The sequence below is a fragment of the uncultured Streptococcus sp. genome (genome assembly GCF_902463925.1).
GTDB lineage: Bacteria > Bacillota > Bacilli > Lactobacillales > Streptococcaceae > Streptococcus.
The window spans coordinates 126,588-148,279 of the sequence record NZ_CABQHE010000003.1; the positions used below are offsets into that span (position 1 = coordinate 126,588).

General features: G+C 39.2%; 21 protein-coding genes and 3 pseudogenes. 9 read left to right on the forward strand and 15 right to left on the reverse strand.

Translation table 11 applies throughout. The features are described 5' to 3' along the window. Positions 1 to 4: 4 nt before the first annotated feature. The 5 genes and pseudogenes from RDY04_RS03515 to RDY04_RS09590 all read right to left on the reverse strand — a co-directional run bounded on the left by RDY04_RS03515 (position 5) and on the right by RDY04_RS09590 (position 4,830). Positions 5 to 2,143, reverse strand: coding sequence for an SH3 domain-containing protein (locus RDY04_RS03515; RefSeq protein ID WP_303952158.1), 2,139 nt, complete (start codon positions 2,141 to 2,143; stop codon positions 5 to 7). A 209-nt stretch (positions 2,144 to 2,352) separates the two neighbouring features. After that, positions 2,353 to 3,717, reverse strand: a complete 1,365-nt coding sequence (locus RDY04_RS03520) for a S8 family serine peptidase (protein ID WP_303952159.1) — start codon at positions 3,715 to 3,717, stop codon at positions 2,353 to 2,355. Between the two features lie 9 nt (positions 3,718 to 3,726). Then, positions 3,727 to 4,028 (reverse strand): annotated as a pseudogene (locus RDY04_RS03525) (ATP-binding cassette domain-containing protein); the annotation flags it as partial. Between the two features lie 260 nt (positions 4,029 to 4,288). Further along, a pseudogene (locus RDY04_RS03530) lies at positions 4,289 to 4,378 on the reverse strand (type A2 lanthipeptide); the annotation flags it as partial. Between the two features lie 197 nt (positions 4,379 to 4,575). After that, complete coding sequence (locus tag RDY04_RS09590) at positions 4,576 to 4,830, reverse strand: lacticin 481 family lantibiotic (protein WP_374110361.1); 255 nt, start codon at positions 4,828 to 4,830, stop codon at positions 4,576 to 4,578. Between the two features lie 197 nt (positions 4,831 to 5,027). Here RDY04_RS09590 and RDY04_RS03540 point away from each other — a divergent pair, with 197 nt between their 5' ends. Together RDY04_RS03540 and RDY04_RS03545 are read left to right on the forward strand one after the other, a co-directional pair. Continuing rightward, on the forward strand, positions 5,028 to 5,726 hold the full coding sequence (locus RDY04_RS03540; RefSeq protein ID WP_303952160.1) for a response regulator transcription factor: 699 nt from the start codon (positions 5,028 to 5,030) through the stop codon (positions 5,724 to 5,726). A gap of 17 nt (positions 5,727 to 5,743) precedes the next feature. After that, a complete protein-coding gene (locus RDY04_RS03545) occupies positions 5,744 to 7,096 on the forward strand; it encodes a sensor histidine kinase KdpD (RefSeq protein WP_126428967.1) in 1,353 nt (450 codons plus the stop codon). Between the two features lie 176 nt (positions 7,097 to 7,272). Here RDY04_RS03545 and RDY04_RS09595 read toward each other — a convergent pair whose 3' ends face one another. Continuing rightward, positions 7,273 to 7,491: an integrase core domain-containing protein gene (locus RDY04_RS09595; RefSeq protein WP_154863795.1), complete on the reverse strand. Its 219-nt coding sequence runs from the start codon at positions 7,489 to 7,491 to the stop codon at positions 7,273 to 7,275. Positions 7,492 to 7,499: 8 nt separating this feature from the next. On the opposite strand from RDY04_RS09595, the pseudogene RDY04_RS03550 reads away from it, so the two are divergent. Further along, positions 7,500 to 7,631 (forward strand): annotated as a pseudogene (locus RDY04_RS03550) (GTP cyclohydrolase); the annotation flags it as partial. 99 nt (positions 7,632 to 7,730) lie between these two features. On the opposite strand, the gene RDY04_RS03555 reads toward RDY04_RS03550, so the two are convergent. Both RDY04_RS03555 and leuS read right to left on the reverse strand, forming a co-directional pair. Next, positions 7,731 to 8,144, reverse strand: a complete 414-nt coding sequence (locus tag RDY04_RS03555) for a YjdF family protein (protein ID WP_003098080.1) — start codon at positions 8,142 to 8,144, stop codon at positions 7,731 to 7,733. A gap of 260 nt (positions 8,145 to 8,404) precedes the next feature. After that, positions 8,405 to 10,906: a leucine--tRNA ligase gene (gene leuS, locus RDY04_RS03560; RefSeq protein ID WP_303952163.1), complete on the reverse strand. Its 2,502-nt coding sequence runs from the start codon at positions 10,904 to 10,906 to the stop codon at positions 8,405 to 8,407. A gap of 193 nt (positions 10,907 to 11,099) precedes the next feature. Here leuS and RDY04_RS03565 point away from each other — a divergent pair, with 193 nt between their 5' ends. Continuing rightward, positions 11,100 to 11,867 (forward strand): DeoR/GlpR family DNA-binding transcription regulator, encoded by a 768-nt coding sequence (locus RDY04_RS03565; protein ID WP_303952165.1) that lies wholly within the window; start codon positions 11,100 to 11,102, stop codon positions 11,865 to 11,867. Continuing rightward, positions 11,860 to 12,669: a Cof-type HAD-IIB family hydrolase gene (locus RDY04_RS03570; RefSeq protein ID WP_303952167.1), complete on the forward strand. Its 810-nt coding sequence runs from the start codon at positions 11,860 to 11,862 to the stop codon at positions 12,667 to 12,669. Before RDY04_RS03565 ends, RDY04_RS03570 begins: the two co-directional genes overlap by 8 nt. 131 nt (positions 12,670 to 12,800) lie before the next feature. Here RDY04_RS03570 and RDY04_RS03575 read toward each other — a convergent pair whose 3' ends face one another. The 5 genes from RDY04_RS03575 to pbp2a all read right to left on the reverse strand — a co-directional run bounded on the left by RDY04_RS03575 (position 12,801) and on the right by pbp2a (position 16,871). After that, positions 12,801 to 13,289, reverse strand: a complete 489-nt coding sequence (locus RDY04_RS03575; RefSeq protein WP_308000822.1) for a phosphatase PAP2 family protein — start codon at positions 13,287 to 13,289, stop codon at positions 12,801 to 12,803. Between the two features lie 129 nt (positions 13,290 to 13,418). Further along, complete coding sequence (nusG, locus tag RDY04_RS03580) at positions 13,419 to 13,958, reverse strand: transcription termination/antitermination protein NusG (protein WP_002883644.1); 540 nt, start codon at positions 13,956 to 13,958, stop codon at positions 13,419 to 13,421. Between the two features lie 200 nt (positions 13,959 to 14,158). Continuing rightward, positions 14,159 to 14,335 carry a preprotein translocase subunit SecE gene (secE, locus tag RDY04_RS03585; RefSeq protein ID WP_003095130.1) on the reverse strand — a complete coding sequence of 59 codons (177 nt, stop codon included), beginning with the start codon at positions 14,333 to 14,335 and terminating at the stop codon, positions 14,159 to 14,161. A gap of 8 nt (positions 14,336 to 14,343) precedes the next feature. Then, positions 14,344 to 14,496, reverse strand: a complete 153-nt coding sequence (gene rpmG / locus RDY04_RS03590; protein ID WP_247918593.1) for a 50S ribosomal protein L33 — start codon at positions 14,494 to 14,496, stop codon at positions 14,344 to 14,346. A gap of 47 nt (positions 14,497 to 14,543) precedes the next feature. Beyond that, a complete protein-coding gene (gene pbp2a, locus RDY04_RS03595; protein ID WP_295493722.1) occupies positions 14,544 to 16,871 on the reverse strand; it encodes a penicillin-binding protein PBP2A in 2,328 nt (775 codons plus the stop codon). 65 nt (positions 16,872 to 16,936) lie between these two features. On the opposite strand from pbp2a, the gene RDY04_RS03600 reads away from it, so the two are divergent. The 4 genes from RDY04_RS03600 (at position 16,937) to RDY04_RS03615 (ending at position 19,585) form a co-directional block, all read left to right on the forward strand. Continuing rightward, positions 16,937 to 17,806: an RluA family pseudouridine synthase gene (locus RDY04_RS03600; RefSeq protein ID WP_303952180.1), complete on the forward strand. Its 870-nt coding sequence runs from the start codon at positions 16,937 to 16,939 to the stop codon at positions 17,804 to 17,806. Between the two features lie 184 nt (positions 17,807 to 17,990). After that, positions 17,991 to 18,323, forward strand: a complete 333-nt coding sequence (locus tag RDY04_RS03605) for a TM2 domain-containing protein (RefSeq protein ID WP_211180816.1) — start codon at positions 17,991 to 17,993, stop codon at positions 18,321 to 18,323. Further along, positions 18,323 to 18,628, forward strand: a complete 306-nt coding sequence (locus RDY04_RS03610) for a DUF2752 domain-containing protein (RefSeq protein WP_247914121.1) — start codon at positions 18,323 to 18,325, stop codon at positions 18,626 to 18,628. Before RDY04_RS03605 ends, RDY04_RS03610 begins: the two co-directional genes overlap by 1 nt. 93 nt (positions 18,629 to 18,721) lie before the next feature. Next, positions 18,722 to 19,585, forward strand: a complete 864-nt coding sequence (locus RDY04_RS03615; RefSeq protein ID WP_303952183.1) for a superinfection immunity protein — start codon at positions 18,722 to 18,724, stop codon at positions 19,583 to 19,585. Between the two features lie 78 nt (positions 19,586 to 19,663). Here RDY04_RS03615 and groL read toward each other — a convergent pair whose 3' ends face one another. Together groL and groES are read right to left on the reverse strand one after the other, a co-directional pair. Further along, on the reverse strand, positions 19,664 to 21,283 hold the full coding sequence (groL, locus tag RDY04_RS03620) for a chaperonin GroEL (RefSeq protein ID WP_303952185.1): 1,620 nt from the start codon (positions 21,281 to 21,283) through the stop codon (positions 19,664 to 19,666). A gap of 44 nt (positions 21,284 to 21,327) precedes the next feature. Continuing rightward, entirely contained in the window at positions 21,328 to 21,615 is a 288-nt protein-coding gene (groES, locus tag RDY04_RS03625; RefSeq protein ID WP_002883604.1) for a co-chaperone GroES, read from the reverse strand. Positions 21,616 to 21,692: the final 77 nt, after the last annotated feature.

The following is a 21,692-nucleotide window of genomic DNA, read 5'->3' on the forward strand; positions in this document are numbered from 1 at the left end:
CTATCTATGCTACTGCTACGCTGATATATCGTCTGTTGCCTGAGAATGAAACGTAGCTAATCCAATAATGGCCATCAGACAAAAGTACCTTGTCGTAATTAACACCGTCTCCGGCATCGTAATAAGCCAGTTCTGGTGAGGACATTTTAGGTTCTGCTTTTATACTAGCATGTCCTGAGAAAGTATATCGCCCTTTATCAGGGATAGAAGGTCTTACAACTGCTTTTACAATAGTCGTGGTACCACCTACTCCAACCATTTTGCCGTCGTTTTGAACATAGTACAAGTGAACATTATATTCTCCTAGAGAATTTTTGTGATCACTTGGATTCACGGAAACTTTGTAAGTTCCATCACCTTGCTTAGCTGCAACATACCAGATAATATCATCTTGTCCATTTTCGCTTGACCAAGTTGGTACTTTTACTTCTTTGACACCATTAGGACTTGAAACATTTGAAATGATAACATCAAATGTACCCGTTTGGTCGTTTTTATTTGTGATGGAAATTGTTCCTGTTGGTTCAGCTCTACTTGGAGCCACTGGGGCCGTAGAGGTTCCACTAGTTGTTGGTTGAGTCGCTACTTGATTGATAGCGATATATCTGCGAGCTCCTGAATAAGAAACATAGGAAATCCATTCATAGTTATCGGCTACTAATGTCTTATCATAGTTAACAGAACTTCCATTGTCGTAGTATGCAATGTCAGCACTGGAAATTTTAGGTTCTGATTTGATCCCTTTTCGGCTAGTAAAACGATAAATACCTGAACTTGGTAAAGAGCTAGTCGCTTGACCACTTGTACTTGGAGTAGTGACTGGAGTCGTTGGTCGGGTCGCTACTTGATTGATGGCAATATATCTGCGGGCACCTGAATAAGAGACATAAGAAATCCATTCGTAATTGTCTGCTATTACAGTCTTATCATAGTTAACAGAGCTTCCATTGTCATAGTAAGCGATATCTGCGCTAGAAATCCTAGGTTCTGACTTAATCCCTTTGCGATTAGTGAATCTATAAGTACCTGAACTTGGCAAAGAACCACCGGTACTTGTTCCTGCTGAAGGTGTTGTACTGATTGGAGTTGAAGGCGTACCACTTAAATCTTTGAAGTGAATAAATCCCGCGGGTTTAGAAGTAGGTTGTGTTTGGGTGTGATATGTGTAGTCCATTCCTCCATTTCTAATCCAGTTATACTCTTCAACAACAATGTTACCTCCAACAATCTCAGCGACCCAAGCTACGTGTCCGTAACCACCATCAGTATAGTAAGCTACAGAACCCACTGCTGGAGTGTTATCTACTCTATATCCTAGGCTTCTTGCAACAGCTCCCCACTGTGCTCCATTTCCCATAGCTCTTGGAACTTCAAAGTGGTTAACATTATGCAAGCGATTAGCTACAAATGAGGTGCAATTTCCTGTGTAATATCCCCAAGAGTCCACAGAGTTGGGATTATTTCTCCAAGAAGCAGGGTAGTCATCACCGATAGCTCGTCCTGATCTTGTATTAGCACCATCAGATAATTTGCTATTTTGATTTTGATTCAAGAAATCTTCAACAGTTGCTAAATCATCATCCAGACTTCCTTCGTCATCTACTTTTGTAGTAGCTTTATCTGTGCTTTGATTATCTGCAGGAGTCGTAGGAGCTTCTACGACTTCAGATACCTTGTCTTCAATATTTTCTGTTTTAACTTCTTTGCTAGACTGATCAACTGATGGTGCAGCTGGGGTAATCTCTTTTGTAGTATGTCCTTCTGCAACACCATTTGAAGTGTTTGTAGATAAATCAGTCCTAGTTGCTTCAGCATTTACATGAGAGTCCTCAGATACAGCAGAACTATTTAAACTGCTCCCTGTTCCTTTGGTAGCCTGCGCTACTTCTTGATTAACAGTTGGTGTTTCTTGAGTAGTAGAAACTGCTTCTGTAGTTATAGATGTTGTCGTGCTACTACTATCATTAGTCACACTTCCAACTACTTCTGTAGTCGTTACATCATTGGTGTTGGTCAACTCATCTGCAGATGCTCCTTTAGGTGTTCCCAATAAGAACATCCCAATGAGCACCGAAGCTACTCCGATAGAATACTTTCTGATTGAGAAACGTTGGCTTCGCGTCATCCAAAATAATTTTTTCATAGTTTTGTACTCCATTTAAAATGTTTAAACGAACGCATTTAGAGTTTATTCAGAAATTTAGCATACAATAAAGCAAATTCAGAACAACTCTTTATTATTGATATGTGATTATACAACTATTGTTATTTATCCCTAGGATGATGCGAGTCAATATCAAAATCATCCTCTATGATAAGCACTTGATTCATATTAATACCTTCATTAATTGATTATTGAACAAAATTTGTAATGTTCAGCATTCTAAATGAATTGCCATTTCCATCATGACTCAGCCAGCTATTGTCATACAAGATTTTGATAGCTTCATCAGGCTGATTTTTCAAGTGATACTTTTCCATAATTAATCCCAAGGCAGCAGATACTTTTGGTGCTGCGATTGATGTTCCATACGCATAAGTGAACTGTCCTTGAAGTGTTGGAACAATAATCCAATCTCTTTCAAATAATCTCTCTGCCATCCATTTGTCGTATCCAACTGCTGACAACTCTTTAGAACCGCCTCCAGTTGCGTAGATATCCACTTCAGAACCTCTGTTTGAGAAACTAGAAATGCGATCATCAGCGTCCACTGACCCCACTGTAACAACATTATCTAATTCAGCAGGAATATCTTTTACTGAACCATTAACCTGAGCGTAGTCCTTGCCGTTTGAGCTACCAAGGTGATATTTCAATTCCGCTTGATTGTCTAGATTTAATCCTTCATCGCCTACAGAAGCAACAACTACTGAACCTTGCTTATGGGCAAAATTAACGGCCCGTTGATAAATGTTAATGAGTGCTGTTTTATCACTTTCATCAGTCGAATTTTCAAGCAGATATTCTCCGAAACTTAAATTGATGACATCAACATCATCTTTAGCCGCTTGAATCAATGCTTTTAAAATCCATTGATCTTGGGCATTTCCCTCGTCAAAAACACGATACATTCTCACCCTCATGCCAGGAGCAATTCCGAGGTAACTACCGTTTGAGGATATCTGACCGACAACAGATGTTGCATGACCTGTTTTGTCTAAAACATTTTGGTCATCGACAAGACCAGTGGTCGCATCAGCTGCGAAGTTTTTCACGGAAATAATATTAGAAGATATTTCGGAGTTATCGTTTGTAATCCCTGAATCAATAACTCCAATCGTCGCTTCACCTGAAGATTTATGAGTAAACTTAGTCCCTGTGCTAATGCTCTTTTGCATATCCCATTGATTTTCCCAAAAATCAGAATTATCATTCGTATAGACTTGACCTTTATAAGAATAGCTAATATTGGGTTTAACAGTTAGCTTATCATCCTCCACAATCTCTTCAATCTTACTGCTTTTTTCCTCTTTCACATCCTGCTTACTTTTCTCTGTGGAGATGGTCATGAAATTTATCTCAGGGATCTTGTCAGTAACTGTGATACCTTCTTTTTCAAATGCTTTCTCCATATCGTCAACTGATTGAGTTTCTCTTAATAATACATTGTACCGAGTTGTTTCAATGTCAGTTGCTTGAACACAACTTGGTGAACTACCAACAAACAATAATATTGACAATACCGTGCTAGCTAATAATAAATCTCTTTTTTTCATAATCACCTATTTTTGAAAAACCAGTAGATTTTCATAACCTGTTAAATTAGGATAATATGATGGTTCTTCAATCATCTAACCGATTTGGTTTAAATACTGTTTATTTTTTGTGATGTTTTCACCATTAATAAGTATTTCTCCTGAAGTTGGCATAACTAACGACAAGATCATTTTCATTGTTGTTGTTTTACCTGCACCATTTAGACCAAGAAAACCATAGATTTCGCCCTCTCGAACAGTAAACTTTTCTAGTTCCACGGTAGTAACTTCTACACTTTAGAAAGCTTGTGTAATTCAATAATATTTTTCATTTTTAACCTCATGTAGCCCAATAATAAAAAATCTATCCTTTTAATTCTGTTTCTATACTGTAATTGTAAATTGACCACCTAAAGATAACATTAAGATACAAGAAATTTTCCCTTAAAGTTTCGAATTAATAAATTCTCGATAACTTATATTTTAGTTTTTAATAATACTTCAGGAAAATATCTCTCAATGAATGTTCTAGGAAAGGCGTCAAACTGACTGTACAAAACTTCTTTCTGATTCATAAGCTAACCTCTTTCAATTAGTAACATGTAAAAATTACTTGTAAATTTTTCCAGTGACATTCAGCAGAGATTGTATTTACTCCGTGCCCTTTACCACTGCCTAAAAGACTATCTAATTCTTAAACTTGAAATTCTTATAATGCCTCAATAGCTTTGGTACGAATTTTATTTTCATCTTAACTACCCCACTTTTTAATATTAAATTTAACGCATATCTATGCTACTTTATACAATAATTTTAAAATTACTGGTTAAAGAAAAGTTTAAGAAAAAATAAAGCTCTAATTTTGCTCTCTTATTATCCCTAATACGATAACAATAGAAAAGTACCACCTTTAAAAGAAAAAACAAAAAGAGGTTTCCCTCTTTTTGTTGCAACATCTAAGATAACCAGACTCATAACATTAAGAACAACAAGTGAATAAAATTGGAATGAATTCATACGATATTCGTGTGAAATAGTTTTAAACACTCCATTTTTCCCAGCACCAATAATTTGATCTAGCTCTTCTAGGCTAATTTCTTTAATTGAATCAACAGCTTCATATTTATTTTGCATAATGCCACCTCTTTTTCGAACCTTGATAGACTGGTTATCTTATTTATTACGAGTTCATTGTAAGACAGGAATACAAATTTATGATAAAGAAAACTTAAAATTATTTTTAAGAATTTTAAATGTCTGAATTTTTTCTTCTGTGACATTATAATTACTTAAATTTATGGTATAATTAAGAAAATTTTTGGAGTTAATATATGAATTTTGAAGTTCAATTACTAAAGAAAAGTATACTAATCGTCGATGATGATGAAGCGCTAAGCGAGTCTATAAAAGAAGTTCTTGCTAGTCGTGGTTTTCAAAATATTCATGTCGCTTACAGCATCAGTGAAGGGATTAATGTTTTCTCAGTATCACATATTGATCTTATTATTTTAGATGTTATGTTGCCAGATGGTGAAGGATATTTACTTTCAGAGTATGTTAGAGAAAGTTCCGATGTTCCTATTTTATTTTTAACCGCTAAAAATAATCCTGACGATGAAATTCGAGGACTTGACTCCGGAGGAGATGACTATGTTACGAAACCATTTTTACCTAAATCTTTAACTTATCGAATTATTGCACTATTAAGGAGGGCATATAAAGATGAGTCAGAAATAATTGAGTTAGATAACTGTACTATAGATTTAAGTAGCGCAAGTGTTAAAAAAAATGATGAAATTTTGTCATTGACACTTACAGAGATACAAATTCTCCGAAAATTATATGCTAATAAAAATTATATCGTCTCTATTGAAACAATTTGTGATACTGTTTGGGGACTTGGTAGCTATGGCTGTGAAAAATCTCTCATGGTACATATTCGAAATATAAGAGGAAAAATCGAAGACATTCCTTCTAGACCAAATCACCTAATTACCATCAAAGGTCTCGGTTATAAGCTTGTTATATAGATAATTGAGGGATAGCAATGAATATCTTCAAAAAAATTATACTAAAGTTTATTTTTATTATCATAATTGATATCGTACTACTAATTACTGCCTCTAATTATATTCGCAGCCAACAGTCTGCCTCAAATATAGTTGACAAGATATCCAATGGAATTACTTTTTCTAATGGAAACTATGTAGTAAGTTCAGCCGCAAAAAAGTTAATTGATAAAGATAATTTATGGATAATGGTTATTGATAAAAATAGTGGTAAAGAAAAATTCAATGTTAATAAACCTAAAGAAATAGCCAGTCAATTTAATTTTACTGATGCTATTAGATTCTCTAGATGTTATCTAAAAGATTATCCTGTATTTACTCAACTAAAAGACGACAACGATGATATATATATTATCGCATTTCCAAAAGACAGTATTATACAATACGGCAATAATTACTTTGAATTGAATAGAATCCAAATCATTCCGATTATCATCCTATCAATTATATTTGCTAATATTTTATTTTGTCTCTTACTATATTGTCACAGCCTTACTTTCTTTAACCGAAATATCAAACCAATTATTAACGCAATTAACAACTTACCAAGTGGTATAAACACTCAAGTAAAATCTGTAAAAGAGCTAGATAAATTGACTCTTGCTGTTAATTCTGCAAATCAACAATTACGTGAAAACGAAAATTTTAAAGAAAATTGGATTTCAGGAATAGCTCATGACATAAAAACCCCACTCTCAGTTATCATGGCTAATACATCATTAGCCATTGAAAAAACAGACAATGATGACCTATTAAAAAATTTGAAACCTACACTAGTTGAGAGTCACTATATTCAAAATTTGCTAAACGATCTCAACATATTCGCTAGACTAACAAACGGTAATTTTAAATTAAATCAAGAAATAACAGATATTATCCCCTTCTTTAGGGAAATAATCATACAAATTATTAATGAAGAGATTTGGAATAATTTTAATTTTGAGTTTATTCCTGATAATAAATTGTTGGGTAAAAAAATGTACATTGAAAAATCTTTGATGTCTAGAGTTATTCACAATCTCATTTATAATTCTGTATTGCATAACCCTTCTGGTTGTAATATTCAGATTGTCCTTAACTATATTTCTCGTAATAAATTTTCAGTTATTATACGTGATAATGGAATTGGAACCTCTACAGATAGACTTAAAAATATTAATAAAATTGAGGAATTTAATTTTGATATTTCTGGGGCTCGCAGAAGTGGTATGGGACTAAAAATTTCTAACCAAATTGTTGATTTACATGGAGGTAGTATGATTATCACAAGTGAACAAGGAGAATATTTTCAAACAGAAATTATCCTTCCTATTGAATCACCTACCTTATAGTACCCAGTCATTCCATTTTAAATAATTGAGTTTTGGAATTCTGTCAATATTTTGGACACATTTTAGGAGAAAAATTTGAAGGCTAGCGCCCTTCGGTTGCTGGACTCCTTCTACGAGATCATAAAATGAATTTTATAAGCGCGTAGAAGGAGTGCTATTAACTAAGCAATTTGTTTTTAAAATTCATTCGGACAAAGATAGTTCAGTTTGCTGTGGCGCCTCCTCGAATTATAAAAACCTCCGATATACTTAAAAATACTATCGTAACAGGTCTGAAAATCTTTATAACCAACATTAGCTTCGGCGTAAATACACTCCTTTTTGATCGTTGCGTGAAATGACTCTATACAACTATTGTCATATGGGCATCCCTTAGCACTATAGGAATGTTGAATACAGTGGTGTTCAAGAAATCATTGCACACGATCCATTCTATCAAAATGAGATTGCCCAATATGATATCATTGAATTTGAGGCAAGTAAGTATTGTCCGGAATTTGAAACTATCATCAGTAAACCTTTTGACGACAAGTAGGTTTATTAGGAATCTATATACAAAAGGAATTTTCAGCACAAGTAAAAACAGCTCTTTTTATACGAAAAGAGCTGTTCTATTTTATGAAAGAGAAAGTCACTAGTGACCTTTGTGCTTCTCCCTACGTTTTTGCTGTTTGCGTTCAAATTTCTCTTGTTTGAGCAATTGCTTTTGGACACTAGATTGATGTTTTGAAATCTTTTTCCTTTCCTCATACTGCAACTGCAATAGTTCTTTCGACTTGGAAGAAACTTTCTGATTTACTTGTTTCTTCACCATTCGCTGTAATCGTTTAGGATTCTTGATTTTTACATGTTGGTTAACTATAGCTTCTGGACTAAAAGATAATTGAGTAAACTGAGTCTGTAAGATCTCTAGAATTTCATCATCTTTTGGCTCCTGACCAAATGTCACACGACAAACTTGATAAGTTTCTCGATACACTTGTTCGAACAAACCATGCCAAAATCCATCTTCAAAATAAACTGTCAATCCAATTGAAATTGTTTCCACGACAGCACCTCCTTAAATCTATCCCTAAGAATGGACAACCAAGGAGGAAGGTTACTGATAGGCTCGCCTACGTCTGGACTACCAACCAGAACTGTGTTTTTATCTTAGTTGGGACTATTATAGCATACAGCAATACAAAAAATCCTCCAGAGCTAAGCTCCGAAGGATTCATTTTTTATTTTACAACAATGTTAACCAATTTAGTTGGCTTCAATAGTCTAGTGGACTATTGAAGGTGGCAGCTAGGGCTAATAAACTCGTTATTTAACGACGATATTAACGAGTTTATTAGGGACACTAATCACTTTCACAATATCTTTACCATCAATCTCTGCTTTGACTTTTTCGTCAGCCAGAGCGACTTCTTGCAATTCTTCTCGTGACAGGTCTTTCGCGACCATGAGTTTAGCACGGACTTTTCCTTTGATTTGAACGACGATTTCAATTTCGTCTTCAACCAATTTGCTTTCGTCCCATGTTGGCCAAACCACATAAGAGATAGACTCGCCTGTTGCTGCCACTGTTTGCCAGAGTTCTTCTGCCAAGTGAGGAGCAAATGGGGCAATCAATTGGATAAAGCCTTTGGCATAGTCCACATAGAGTTTGTCTTCCTTATTAGCCGCATTGACAAAGACCATGAGTTGGGCAATGGCTGTGTTGAATTTCATCGACTCGATTTGCTCTGTGACAGCTTTAACGGTTTCGTTATAAACCTTATCAAGAGCACCATTGTTTTCCGCAACGATTTCTTTACTTGTAATCAAACGGTAAACACGGTCAAGGAATTTACGGCTTCCTTCCAATCCTTCTTCAGACCAAGCGATTGAAGCATCGAGTGGTCCCATGAACATTTCATAGACACGAAGGGTATCAGCACCGTATTGTTCCACCACATCGTCTGGGTTGACAACGTTCTTGAGGGATTTAGACATCTTGGCTGGTGCTTGCTCCAATTCTTCTCCTGTTTCCACATGGAAGAAGGAACCGTCACGTTTTTCAACCTTGTCAGTTGCCACGAGAGCACCACGGTGGTCACGGTAGCTTGTTCCCAAAATCATTCCTTGGTTAAAGAGTTTTTGGAATGGCTCTTTAGTCGGTACAACACCAAGGTCATAGAGGAATTTGTGCCAGAAACGAGCGTAAAGCAAGTGAAGCACGGCGTGTTCTGCACCACCCACGTAGATATCGACTGGCAACCATTGTTTGAGGAGGTCCTCGTCAGCCAATTTCTCTGTGTTGTGTGGATCGATATAGCGGAGGTAGTACCAGCTTGAACCTGCCCATTGTGGCATAGTATTCGTCTCACGACGACCTTTGACGCCATCTTCACGAGTCACTTCAAGCCAGTCTGTCAAGTTAGCCAATGGGCTTTCACCAGTACCTGAAGGGCGGATGTCCTTGGTTACTGGCAAGACAAGTGGCAAGTCACTTTCTGGCACAGCTGTTGAAGTTCCATCTTCCCAATGAATAATTGGGATTGGTTCACCCCAGTAACGTTGACGGCTAAAGAGCCAGTCACGAAGACGGTAAGTGATTTTTTCTTGACCAAAGCCTTTTTCTTCCAACCAAGCCACGATTTTAGCAATCGCTTCTTCTTTGTTGAGACCGTTCAAGAAGTCAGAGTTAACGTGAAGGCCATCTTCTGTATAAGCAGCCTCTTCAACGTTTCCACCTTCCAAGACTTCTACGATTGGAAGGTCAAACTGTTTTGCAAATTCCCAGTCACGCTCATCGTGGGCAGGTACGGCCATGACAGCTCCTGTTCCGTAGCTGGCAAGAACATAGTCCGCAATCCAGATTGGGATTTCTTTCCCATTGACAGGGTTGACGGCATAAGCACCAGTCCAAACCCCTGTTTTTTCCTTAGCAAGGTCTGTACGAGCCAAGTCTGATTTAAGGCTGGCTTGATGTTTGTAGTCAGATACAGCCTCAGCTTGTTCAGGTGTTGTGATGGCATCTACCAAGTCATGCTCAGGAGCCAAAACAGTGAAGGTCGCACCAAAAAGAGTATCTGGACGTGTCGTAAAGACTGTGAATTCCTTGTCTGTCCCTTTTACTTTGAAAGTGACATTAGCACCAGTTGATTTCCCAATCCAGTTGCGTTGCATGTCCTTGATAGACTCTGGCCAGTCAAGATCATCCAAGTCATTGAGCAAGCGCTCAGCATAGGCAGTGATTTTGAGCATCCATTGGCGCATTGGTTTGCGGACAACTGGATAGCCACCACGCTCAGATGTCCCATCTGGAAGAACTTCTTCGTTGGCGATAGCTGTTCCCAATTCTTCAACCCAGTTTACTGGCACTTCAGCTTCATAAGCCAAACCTTTTTCGTAAAGCTTAGTGAAGATCCATTGCGTCCATTTGTAGTAGTTCGGATCTGTAGTATTGACTTCACGGTCCCAGTCGTAAGAGAATCCAAGCGCATTGATTTGACGTTTGAAGTTGGCAATGTTTTCTGCTGTGAATTCCGCTGGATCATTACCTGTATCCATAGCGTATTGCTCTGCAGGCAAACCAAAGGCATCCCATCCCATTGGGTGAAGGACATTGTAACCTTGCGCACGTTTGAAACGGCTGAGGATATCAGTCGCTGTGTAGCCTTCTGGGTGTCCTACGTGAAGACCCGCTCCAGATGGATAAGGGAACATGTCAAGCGCATAAAACTTAGGTTTTGAGGCATCTGTTCCTGTCTTAAACGTGTGATTGTCAGCCCAGTATTTTTGCCACTTAGGCTCGATTTCTTTATGATTGTAAAAACTCATGGTTTCTCTCCAATATTCGTAATGCTTCTATTATAGCATTTTTGAAGGATTTTTAAAGATGATAAGGGAACTTTAAGAGGCAAATTCACCTGAATCTATTTTGCAGCTTTTTCATTCTTTTTAAGTTTTTTTGCGTTTTTGTGTAATAAAAAAGCAAAAAGATGCTATACTAGTATCAGAAAGAAGGTGACTCATGTATCAAGAACAACGATTAGAGAAAATATTAACACTTTTGGAGGAGCGAGGAAACCTATCTGTTAAGGAAATGGTTGACGCATTAGGTGTTTCCAAAGACACTGTCAGAAGAGATTTCGACTGCCTCAGCCAGAGAAATCTGGCTCAGCGTACCCATGGTGGCATTCTCCCAGTAAAAAATACCACTGTTCTTGGCTTCCAGGAACGTCAGAAAGGACTCACTGAAGACAAGAAAAAAATGGCAGAACTAGCGCTTAGCTTGGTCAAAGACCAATCTCTCCTCTTCTTCGATGTCTCTACCTTGATGCTTGAAGTTTCACAAAAATTGACTAAGAGCGTAGCTGTCTACTCCCACTCTTTGGACAATGCCTTGGTCCTAAGTGGCAAAGAAGGAATCGACTTTCATCTCTTGGGAGGGCGATTTTACAGCAAAAACCGCTTCTACTATTCGCTTCACGAAGCCCAGCTCTTGCAACATCTACAATTTGACTTAGCCTTCTTCGGAGCGGCTAGTCTCAGTCAAGGAGTGGTCAGCTATGAAGATGAAGAGGACGTTGCTGTCAAACAACTGGCCATGCAAGTTGCTAGAACCAAGATTCTTATTGCTGAATCTGATAAATATGAAAAGCATTCCAAATATATCTTGGGCAAGATTGAAGACTTTGACTACTGGATTACAGATAAGGAACCTGATCCTGATTTGGTCGAGGCTCTTAAAGATAAAGTAACGATTTTATATGATGGAAAGGATAGCGACTATGAGTAATATTCGTTTGATTATCAGTGACATTGATGGCACTATTCTCACTAGTAACCACCAGGTGGATGAGCAACTGATTGAAGTAATGCCAGAGCTTGAAAAAGCAAATATTCCCTTTGTTTTAGCTTCAGCCCGGTCACCACTAGGGATGCAACCAATTGCTCATAAACTGGGACTTCATAACAACCCCATCGCCTGCTACAACGGTGCCTTAGTACTTGAGGGTGATCGTACTATCATCCAACACCCTGTGGATAAAACTGAGATTCAAGAACTTCTAAGCTACTTATCCACAGATTATCCAAGTGTCTCTGTGAATATCTACTCTGGCAAGAACTGGATCACCAACCAACTAGACAAATGGTCTCAGTTGGAAGGAAGTATCACGGGTGAATCTCCTATCATTAAGGAACTGCAAGACACGGTCTCAGACTCAGAACCACCTATCCACAAGCTATTGTTGATTGATGAGCCTGAAGTTATCCAGTACCTTCACCAAAAACTCCTAAGCATGGATTTTCCACAGACAGCCTTTTACTTGTCCAAAGATAACTATCTTGAAGTCACTGCCAAACACGTTTCTAAAGAACACGCTCTCCTTGAAGTTGCCAAATATTATGACCTTCCTCTTGAAGAAGTCATGACCATCGGAGATAATTTCAACGATAGTCCCATGCTAGCTCTGGCTGGTCTAGGAATTGCCATGGGCAATGCACCTGAAGGGGTTAAGGAAACTGCAAACTTAGTAACGGCTTCAAATGATGAGCATGGTGTTGCTCAAGCCATTACAGAACATGTCCTAAACTAAGCTAATCTCTAATGGTGGGAACAACCTTTAATTGCCATCTCGAATGTTAGAACGAAAGGAAAGGTGCTCTAGAGGTGCCTTTCCTTTTTCAACGAAAAAAGCCTTCCTCTCTCGAAGAAGACCCAAATTTTCTAAAGATAAAGAAGGAGACCTACAAGAATCCCAATGGCATAGCCTGCCAAAACATCACTAGGATAGTGAACACCACCTAGCACGCGCAAAAAAGCTAGAGCCCCCGCCAGAAAAAGCATAGCCCCACCTAGCCAGGGGTTAAGCATCAGTGCCAACATAGCAATGACAGTCGCTGAGAAAACATGCCGACTGGGAAAGGACTTACCCAGACTGTCCTTCTTAATAAGGGGTTGAATAGCCCAGGTCTGGTATGGACGTGGGCGATTATAGAGGCTACGACCAAGAGAAAGAAGGAAAAAGCCTCCCCCCATAATAAGCATTGTCGTAAAAAGAACAAACCAGCCATTCCTTAGCCAAACCAAACTAATAAATATAGGAAAAAGCAGGTAAAAAGTCCTGGTTATAAGCTTGTTCAACCCTTCTAAAACCTTAGCGTAAGGACGCAATGGACCGCTAATCCCATCGTAAAATTGTTTATAATTCATCATCATCCGTTAGAAAAAAGGGAGTGACACAGAACTAAATTTCAAAAATCTAGCTTCTAGCCTCTCCCCTCAAGTTTAATGAGATAGTCTTCCAAGGTTGAAGTCTCTTAGCCCAACCTCTTTTTGTCTATCTTAAAGTTCAGCAATCTGGTAAAGTTCAAGTTCAGCAGCTGTTTCTGAACCAAACATATTAATCATGATTTTAACCTTGTTGTTTTCAATTTCTACAACACGGCCTTCTTGACCCATAAAGGCACCATCGATGATTTGAACCACGTCACCAACCTTGATATTAGTATCAAAGACATCAACGGTTTGACCCATTGAAATCAAGATTTGACGGATTTCTTCTTCCAAAAGTGGTGTTGGTTTAGAACGGTTACCGTGAGAACCAACGAAACCAGTAACGTTCGGAGTATTACGGACAACGAACCAGGCTTCGTCTGTCATTACCATCTCAACAAGAACGTAACCAGGGAAGCGGTTTTCTTCCACTTCTTTAACTTTACCATTTTTCTCAACATTGACCGTTTGAGTTGGGATTTCAACACGCAAGATATTTTCAAGCATGTTATAAGTTTGAGCACGTTGCAAAAGATTTTCTTTAACTTTATTTTCGTATCCTGAATACGTTTGAAGGACGAACCAGCCCTTGTCGAATGAATCTAGCATTTTAGGATTCCTTTCTTTGTTCTAAATGACATTTAAACACCATTGACCATCAATCTTCGAGGCGCAAGCGTTAAATGTAAATGAATGCTTATATTTTAATTCAAAGCGTAATAAAAAAGCCTGGTGGCCCTTGTTCTCGCTTTTATCTGCATTTATTATAACAAAAAAGAGCAGGCATGCCCACTCTTTTTATGTTTTCTTTAGAAAAAGTTAATCAGTGCTGACATAGCGCGACTCAACAATTCATCAAACGCATAGATGATGACAGTGAAGAATGCAGTATACTCAAGAACCGAACTAAAATCGTGCCAGCGTTGTTTACGGTCTGGCCAAGTCGTGTCTTTCAAGACTTTGAAAATACTTCCAGTTTGTCTCACGGTGTCTCCTATCTTGTTTCCTTATGAAAGGTATATTTTTTACAATGTTTACAAAATTTGTTAACTTCTAGTCGTGTTGGTTTGGGAGTACTACTAACATTAATTGAGTAGTTTCGACTCCCACATTCAGCACACGCTAGGCTTGCTTTTTTCTGTGCCATAACGCCTCCATTTTTTTATCTTACCACTTTTAAATGCAATTGACAAGCTATCTGAATAGACCTGAGAAGGAGTCTGAAATCTTATCCCATAGACTGCTTGCTTGATCTTTTACATCATTGACAACGTCTGAAGCCTTGTCTGTCCATGACTTGTTACTGCTATTACGAGAGTCATTTGGATCTGCCGTATAGTCTAGTGTTTGACCATCAGCCGCATAGGCATTTTCAACGGTAAACTCATTACCTGGTGTATTTGGCAAAACATCTGCAGCGATATAGCTGAAAATAGTTGAAGCCGTTCCTGAGCTTGCTCCTGTTAAGTAGTGATTCTCGTCAGTCTTATCAAAACCAATCCAAGTCGTCATAACCACATCAGGAGTATAGCCAATAACCCACTGGTCACTGGTCAAATCCTTGTTAAATTCAGCCTGAACAGTACCTGTCTTACCTGCCATGGTATAACCTGTGTAGTTGGCATTCACAGCAGAACCATTTGAGAAGGTACCAAGCATCATGCTGGTCATCTGGTTAGCTACTGACTGGCTGATAACACGCTTAGACTTCTTACTATGGGTAGCGATAATGTCACCACTAGCATTTTCAATTTTAGTGATGAAATAAGCCGTATTCATCTCACCACCATTAGCAAAGGTCGCATAAGCCTGAGCCATTTGAAGAGGACTAGCTGTCACACCACCACCAAGTGAAATTCCCAGTTCTTCTGGAACATTGTCAAAATTAAGACCGAATTTTTGACCGTAACTAATCCCTTTTTGAATACCGATTTGATTAAAGAGGTAAACTGCTGGGATATTGTAGGAGTTGGCCAAAGCTTGATACATAGGCACATCCTCTGTCTCAACACCACCGTAGTTGGTTGGGGTATAGCCATTATAGTCGATTGGTTTATTAGGAAGATCCTTGTTGATGCTCCATCCTGAAGCCAGGGCTGGGGCATAGACCACTAAAGGTTTGATGGTCGATCCAGGACTACGTTTACCTTGGGTTGCATAGTTAAAGTTACGGAAGGTTGTATCACTGGTACCACCTACACGACCTACTAGACCACGGACCGCTCCAGTTGTTGGATCAAGCGCTACACTAGCGGACTGGGCTGTACTACCATCACTTTCTGACGTTGGGAAGAGATAGGTATTTTCATAGGTCTGCTGCATATTAGCTTGTGAGTTGGCATCCATCTCTGTGTAGATTTTGTAGCCATTTTTTACGATTTCATCCTCACTCAAACCATAAGTTTTCGTAGCTTCTTCAATGACGGCATCAAAGTAAGACGGATACTTGTAGTCATCGCCAGTCCCTTGATAGGTATCATTCAGGCGACTAGCCATATCAACTCCTGCAGCGCTGTCGGCATCTGCCTGACTCAACTTCTTGTCATCAACCATGTTAGAGAGAACAGTATTTCGACGGTTGGTCGCATTTTGGATATTATCGATTGGGTTATAAATTTCAGGTCCCTTAAGCATACCCGCGAGAGTAGCTGCTTCATCAACAGTTAGATTGGCAGCACTTGTCCCGAAGTATTTTTGGCTAGCATCTTCAACACCCCAAACACCATTCCCGAAGTAGGCATTATTGAGGTACATGGTAAGGATTTCTTGCTTGCTGTATTTCTTGGTTAATTCCAAAGAGAGGAAGAATTCCTTGGCCTTACGAGTGACTGTCTGTTCTTGTGTTAAGAAGGCATTTTTAGCCAACTGTTGGGTAATGGTCGAACCACCACCAAAGCGTCCCATAGATACAATGGCCAATAGGAATCGCTTGACGTTAACCCCGCTATTTTCATAGAAGGTACGGTCCTCAGTTGCTATAACAGCATTCTCTAGACTATCACTAATAGCATCCAGCTCCACATAAGTCCCTTTTTGCCCTGACAAAGAACCAGCTTGATTGCCTTCTTTGTCATAAATAACCGTAGTAGCCTTCAAGGCATCCTGAAGATCTGAAACATTGGTCGTCTTAGCGATATAGAAGAGGTAGGAACCTACTGTCAGAACTAGCACAGCTACCATGATAAAGAGAATTTTACCAATATGATAGCGACGCCAGAAACGGCGAATAGGATTTCTTGGCGAAAGCGTAAACTTACTCAAGAACGCCTGAACCTTACCTAAAGGTTTGGTGGTATCAATAGGTTTCTTTTGCTTAGAACGTTGATAACGTGACGTCTCTTGACTTTCCTGAGACATATCTAGGTCTTCAACGGCTTGTTCAACCTCATCAGGTTTCTTAGCAAAGAGTCCCTTTATCTTATTTTGTAAATTCTTCGATTTTTCAGCAGGCTGGGAATCCTTCCCCTTTCCGCTATTTTCTTCTTTAAAAAGTTTGTTTTTTAGATTATCAAAAAATGTCATAACCCTATTATACCAAGTTTTTACAGGTTCTGTCCTCTTTTAAACGTTCATGATATAATGAAACCATGACTTTACACGTAGAAATTATCAACCCCTATCCTGCAGGGACTGTCAAAGACTTACTAGAAACTAAGCTCCTCATTCCTCGTAAGATTCGTCATTTCCTACGCACGAAAAAGCACGTCCTCATCAATGGAGAAGCTATTAACTGGCAGAGTCCTGTTGAAAAAGGCGATAGGATTAGCCTGACCTTTGACACAGAGGACTACCCTAATAAAACTATCCCTATGGGAGACGCTAATTTGGTAGAGCCTCTCTATGAGGATTCGCATCTCATCGTGGTCAATAAGCCTGAAGGGATGAAGACGCATGGCAATGACCCCACAGAAATCGCTCTTCTGAACCATGTTTCGGCTTATTGTGGACAAACCTGTTACGTCGTTCATCGACTAGACATGGAAACTAGTGGGGCTGTGCTTTTCGCTAAAAATCCGTTTATTCTCCCTATTCTCAATAGACTCTTGGAAGATAAGAAGATTCAGCGTCAATACTGGGCTTTGGCTGAAGGTAAATTCCAGACCAAGGATACTGTGTACAATGACAAGATTGGACGCGACCGCCATGATCGTAGAAAACGGGTGGTTGATCCTCGAAAAGGGCAGGTTGCCTATACAACCGTCACGCGCCTCAAAGCCTTCAAAGGAGCTAGTCTGGTCAACTGTCAACTAAAAACCGGCCGAACCCACCAAATTCGTGTGCATCTGGCCCACCATGGGCATGCCATTCTGGGGGACCCTCTTTATAGCCACCGCCCCGCATCTCGACTCATGCTCCACGCTCACACCCTTAGTTTCACCCATCCCTTAACACTCGACAAAATCACTGTTAAGGCGAGCTCAGACAGTTTTGAACAAGGGTTGAGAAATCACAAATAATAGAAGTAGGCTCATTCTCAAGCATAGTGCGAAAGTATTATCCTAATGATCCTCTAGTTATGACACAGTGGAAGCTTGCAAATAAGTTGCTTTTATTGACTTCAAAAGCCTTGACCGCCTTGAATCTCCCCTTACAATATGTTATCCTTTACATATCATTTAAAATTTGAGGGGTATTTAATTTATGAATCCAGTCGACCAATGGCTAGCAATTAACGCTAAGTATTTCCCAACAGAACAAGTTCAGTACATCCGCCAACGTCTTGAGGCACTTCCTGAACAACAACTTTCAATGCTTTACTCAATCAGCTTCCAAGATCCTACGATTATGCTTGTCATCTCACTTTTTGGTGGTTCTCTTGGCATCGACCGCTTTATGTTGGGACAAGTTGGTCTCGGTGTTGGTAAACTTTTGACAGGTGGTGGATGTGGTATCTGGTCAATTGTTGACTGGTTCCTTATCATGGATGCTACTCGCCAATCAAACGCTCAAAAACTCTTTGCAGTTATCGGCTAATGAAAAACTATTTTACACGCTTGTGGGCCTACCACCAGCGTTTTTTTAGATTATATCTCTTAGTTTTAGTGGCAGTTTATGGAGTCTACCTTTTACATCTTCCAACACCACTCAGTTTAATTCTAAGACCATTTGGCCTTAAAGGTTGGAGTGCAGGCCTAACACGCGCTAGTGTTAGACTCTTACACCTAGATTGGCAAGGAGCCTGGGACTATAATCCACTGATATATCCTCTAGTGGTCTATATCCTAACCTATTTCTTTCTCTTTCCCATCTTTAGTAACAAGAAGATTATAGAGAAATAAACACTCCTATCCAACTCCCATTGCACATCATTAACACTATTGCTATAATTGTAATTATCAAAATTTATAATCAAAACAAATGGAGGTAAAAACATGAATCAAAAAGATTGGATTGATTTTTTCCAAACAGCTAACGGACGCAATCCAAGTATCCAAGAAATGGCTGACGCAGCCAAGAGAGGTGAGTTTGTCCGAGAAAGCTCTAAAAGACAGAAACAATCTATTGAAGTAAACAAACCTGAAGAAATGGTAGAAACCAAGGAACCCTTGGCACCTGTCGAACCAACCAAAACTGATGAAACAGTAGAAACAACACCCTCTAAAGAAGTCACAGAAAGTGTTGAACCTTCCGTTGAAATCTATGGTGTCGCTGAAGAACCCTTAGTTGATTCTAGTATCGATGAAAGACAAGCTTTCCAAACTCCTAACCTAGGTCAAGAAACTCCAACAGCCAACTCTCAAGAACAAATAAATCCAATACAAGACACTACTAATAAGCCTTTAAATTCCTTTACCGACCAAGCTAATACAAGCTTCCCACAAACAAATCTCCCCCTTAACAAGCCTTGGAAAGATCCAGAAAAGAAATCCCGAACAAACCTCATCATGATAGCCATCGCTTCCATCCCAGTTATCCTTTGGGCTCTTGGATGGTTCTTACTTGGAGTTATTGGAGACGATTCTAGTATGGGCTTAGGTTTGACATTTTGGACTTTGATTGTGGGGCTACCAGCAATCATTATTAACATCCTACCAGCACTTCTAAACAAAACTAAAAAGAAATGGCTAATCTTTCTTTTATCAATACTGTTAAGCTGGACTTTCATTGGATGGATCATCTTGCTTATTATTTCTATCAATACGAATAAGGAAGCAGAACGCATTAGACAGCAACAAATGATGATGCATATGTCAGGTAAACAAGGAAGTTCTGATATGTTTAACCCTTTTCACTAATTAACAATAAATAATAGAAAAGAAAACCCAGGAAAAGTTTCTCTCGACTTTTCCTAGGTTTTTTTACTTTCTTAAATCTTAGTAACCCATCATTCCTGGATCCATAGCTGGCGCTGCTGGAGCCTCTGGTTCAGGCTTGTTGGCAACGACTGCTTCAGTTGTCAAGATAAGACTAGCTACTGAGGCGGCATTTTGAAGGGCAGAACGTGTGACCTTAACTGGATCAATGATTCCTGCTTCAACCATATCTACCCACTCACCGTTGGCAGCGTTAAAGCCTGTACCAACTGGGCTGTTCTTCAATTTATCAATGATAACTGAACCTTCATAACCGGCATTATAAGCAATTTGACGAACAGGTTCTTCCAAGGCGCGGAGGACAATATTACGTCCTGTAGCGTCATCACCTTCAAGATCAAGTTCAGCAACCTTAGCAATGACGTTAACTAGGGCTGTCCCACCACCTGCTACAATACCTTCTTCAACAGCGGCACGAGTAGCATTAAGAGCATCTTCGATACGAAGTTTCATTTCTTTAAGAGCTGTTTCAGTGGCTGCACCGACCTTAACAACTGCAACACCACCAGACAATTTAGCCAAACGCTCTTGAAGTTTTTCACGGTCAAACTCAGATGTTGTTGTTTCCAATTGAGACTTGATGAGATTAACACGGTTAGCAATCGCTTCTGCGCTTCCTGCACCTTCAACGATAACTGTGCTATCCTTATCCACAGTTACTTTCGAAGCTTGACCAAGTGCTGCCATAGTTGCATCCTTAAGCTCAAGACCAAGGTCCTCAGTAATAACAGTTGCTCCTGTCAATACGGCAATGTCTTCCAACATCGCTTTACGACGGTCACCAAAGCCAGGTGCCTTAACAGCAACAACGTTGAAAGTTCCACGTATCTTGTTAAGAACAAGTGTAGGAAGAGCTTCACCATCCACGTCATCAGCAATGATCAAGAGTGGACGACTTGTCTTAAGCACTTCTTCCAATAGTGGAAGGACATCCTGGATATTTGAAATTTTCTTGTCAGTTACAAGGATAAATGGATTTTCAAGGTCAGCGACCATTTTTTCATTATCAGTAACCATGTACTGAGAAAGATAACCACGGTCAAACTGCATACCTTCAACCACTTCGAGTTCTGTCTCCATACCACGAGACTCTTCAATAGTGATAACACCGTCATTACCAACGCGTTCCATTGCTTCTGAAATGTATTCACCAACTTTTTCAGAGCGAGATGAAACCGCTGCGACTTGAGCAATAGCTTCCTTATTGGCAACTGGTTGAGCAATGGTTTTAAGCTCTTCCACAGCTGTAGCTACAGCTGCTTCAATCCCACGACGGATACCGATTGGATTAGCACCAGCTGTTACATTTTTGAGACCTTCACGAACAATAGCTTGAGTCAAAACAGTGGCTGTAGTTGTTCCGTCACCGGCAATATCATTAGTTTTTGAAGCCACTTCGCTGACAAGCTTAGCACCCATATTTTCAAAGTGATCCTCGAGTTCAATTTCTTTAGCAATTGTCACACCATCATTAGTGATAAGAGGTGAGCCAAAAGCTTTTTCCAAAACCACGTTACGACCTTTAGGACCAAGCGTTACCTTAACTGTATCAGCCAAAGTATCAACACCACGGACCATTGCTGCGCGTGCATCTGATGAAAATTTAATATCTTTTGCCATAGTTACTCCTTCTTTATCTTACTTTATATCTGATTAGCATAAACCTAAGCTAGGACTGCTAAAATATCTGCTTCACGTATAATTGAAACGGAATCATCTCCGTCTTTAACATTGACACCTGCACCATTTTCAACAAGCACTTTATCGCCTGCTGCAACACTAGGTGCAATCAATTCACCAGTAAGAGTACGGATTCCTTCACCTACTGCCAAAACCTCAGCAGTCTTTGTAGCTTCATGACTAGCTCCTGCCAATACAAAGCCACTAGCTGTTTTTTCTTCTGTTTCTTCAAAACGGACAACGATACGATCGCCCAATGGTTTCAATGCCATACCAATTACCTCCAAATGTTATTGTTATTAGTAACGTGTGAAACGTTATTTTTAGCACTCATAAACCATGAGTGCTA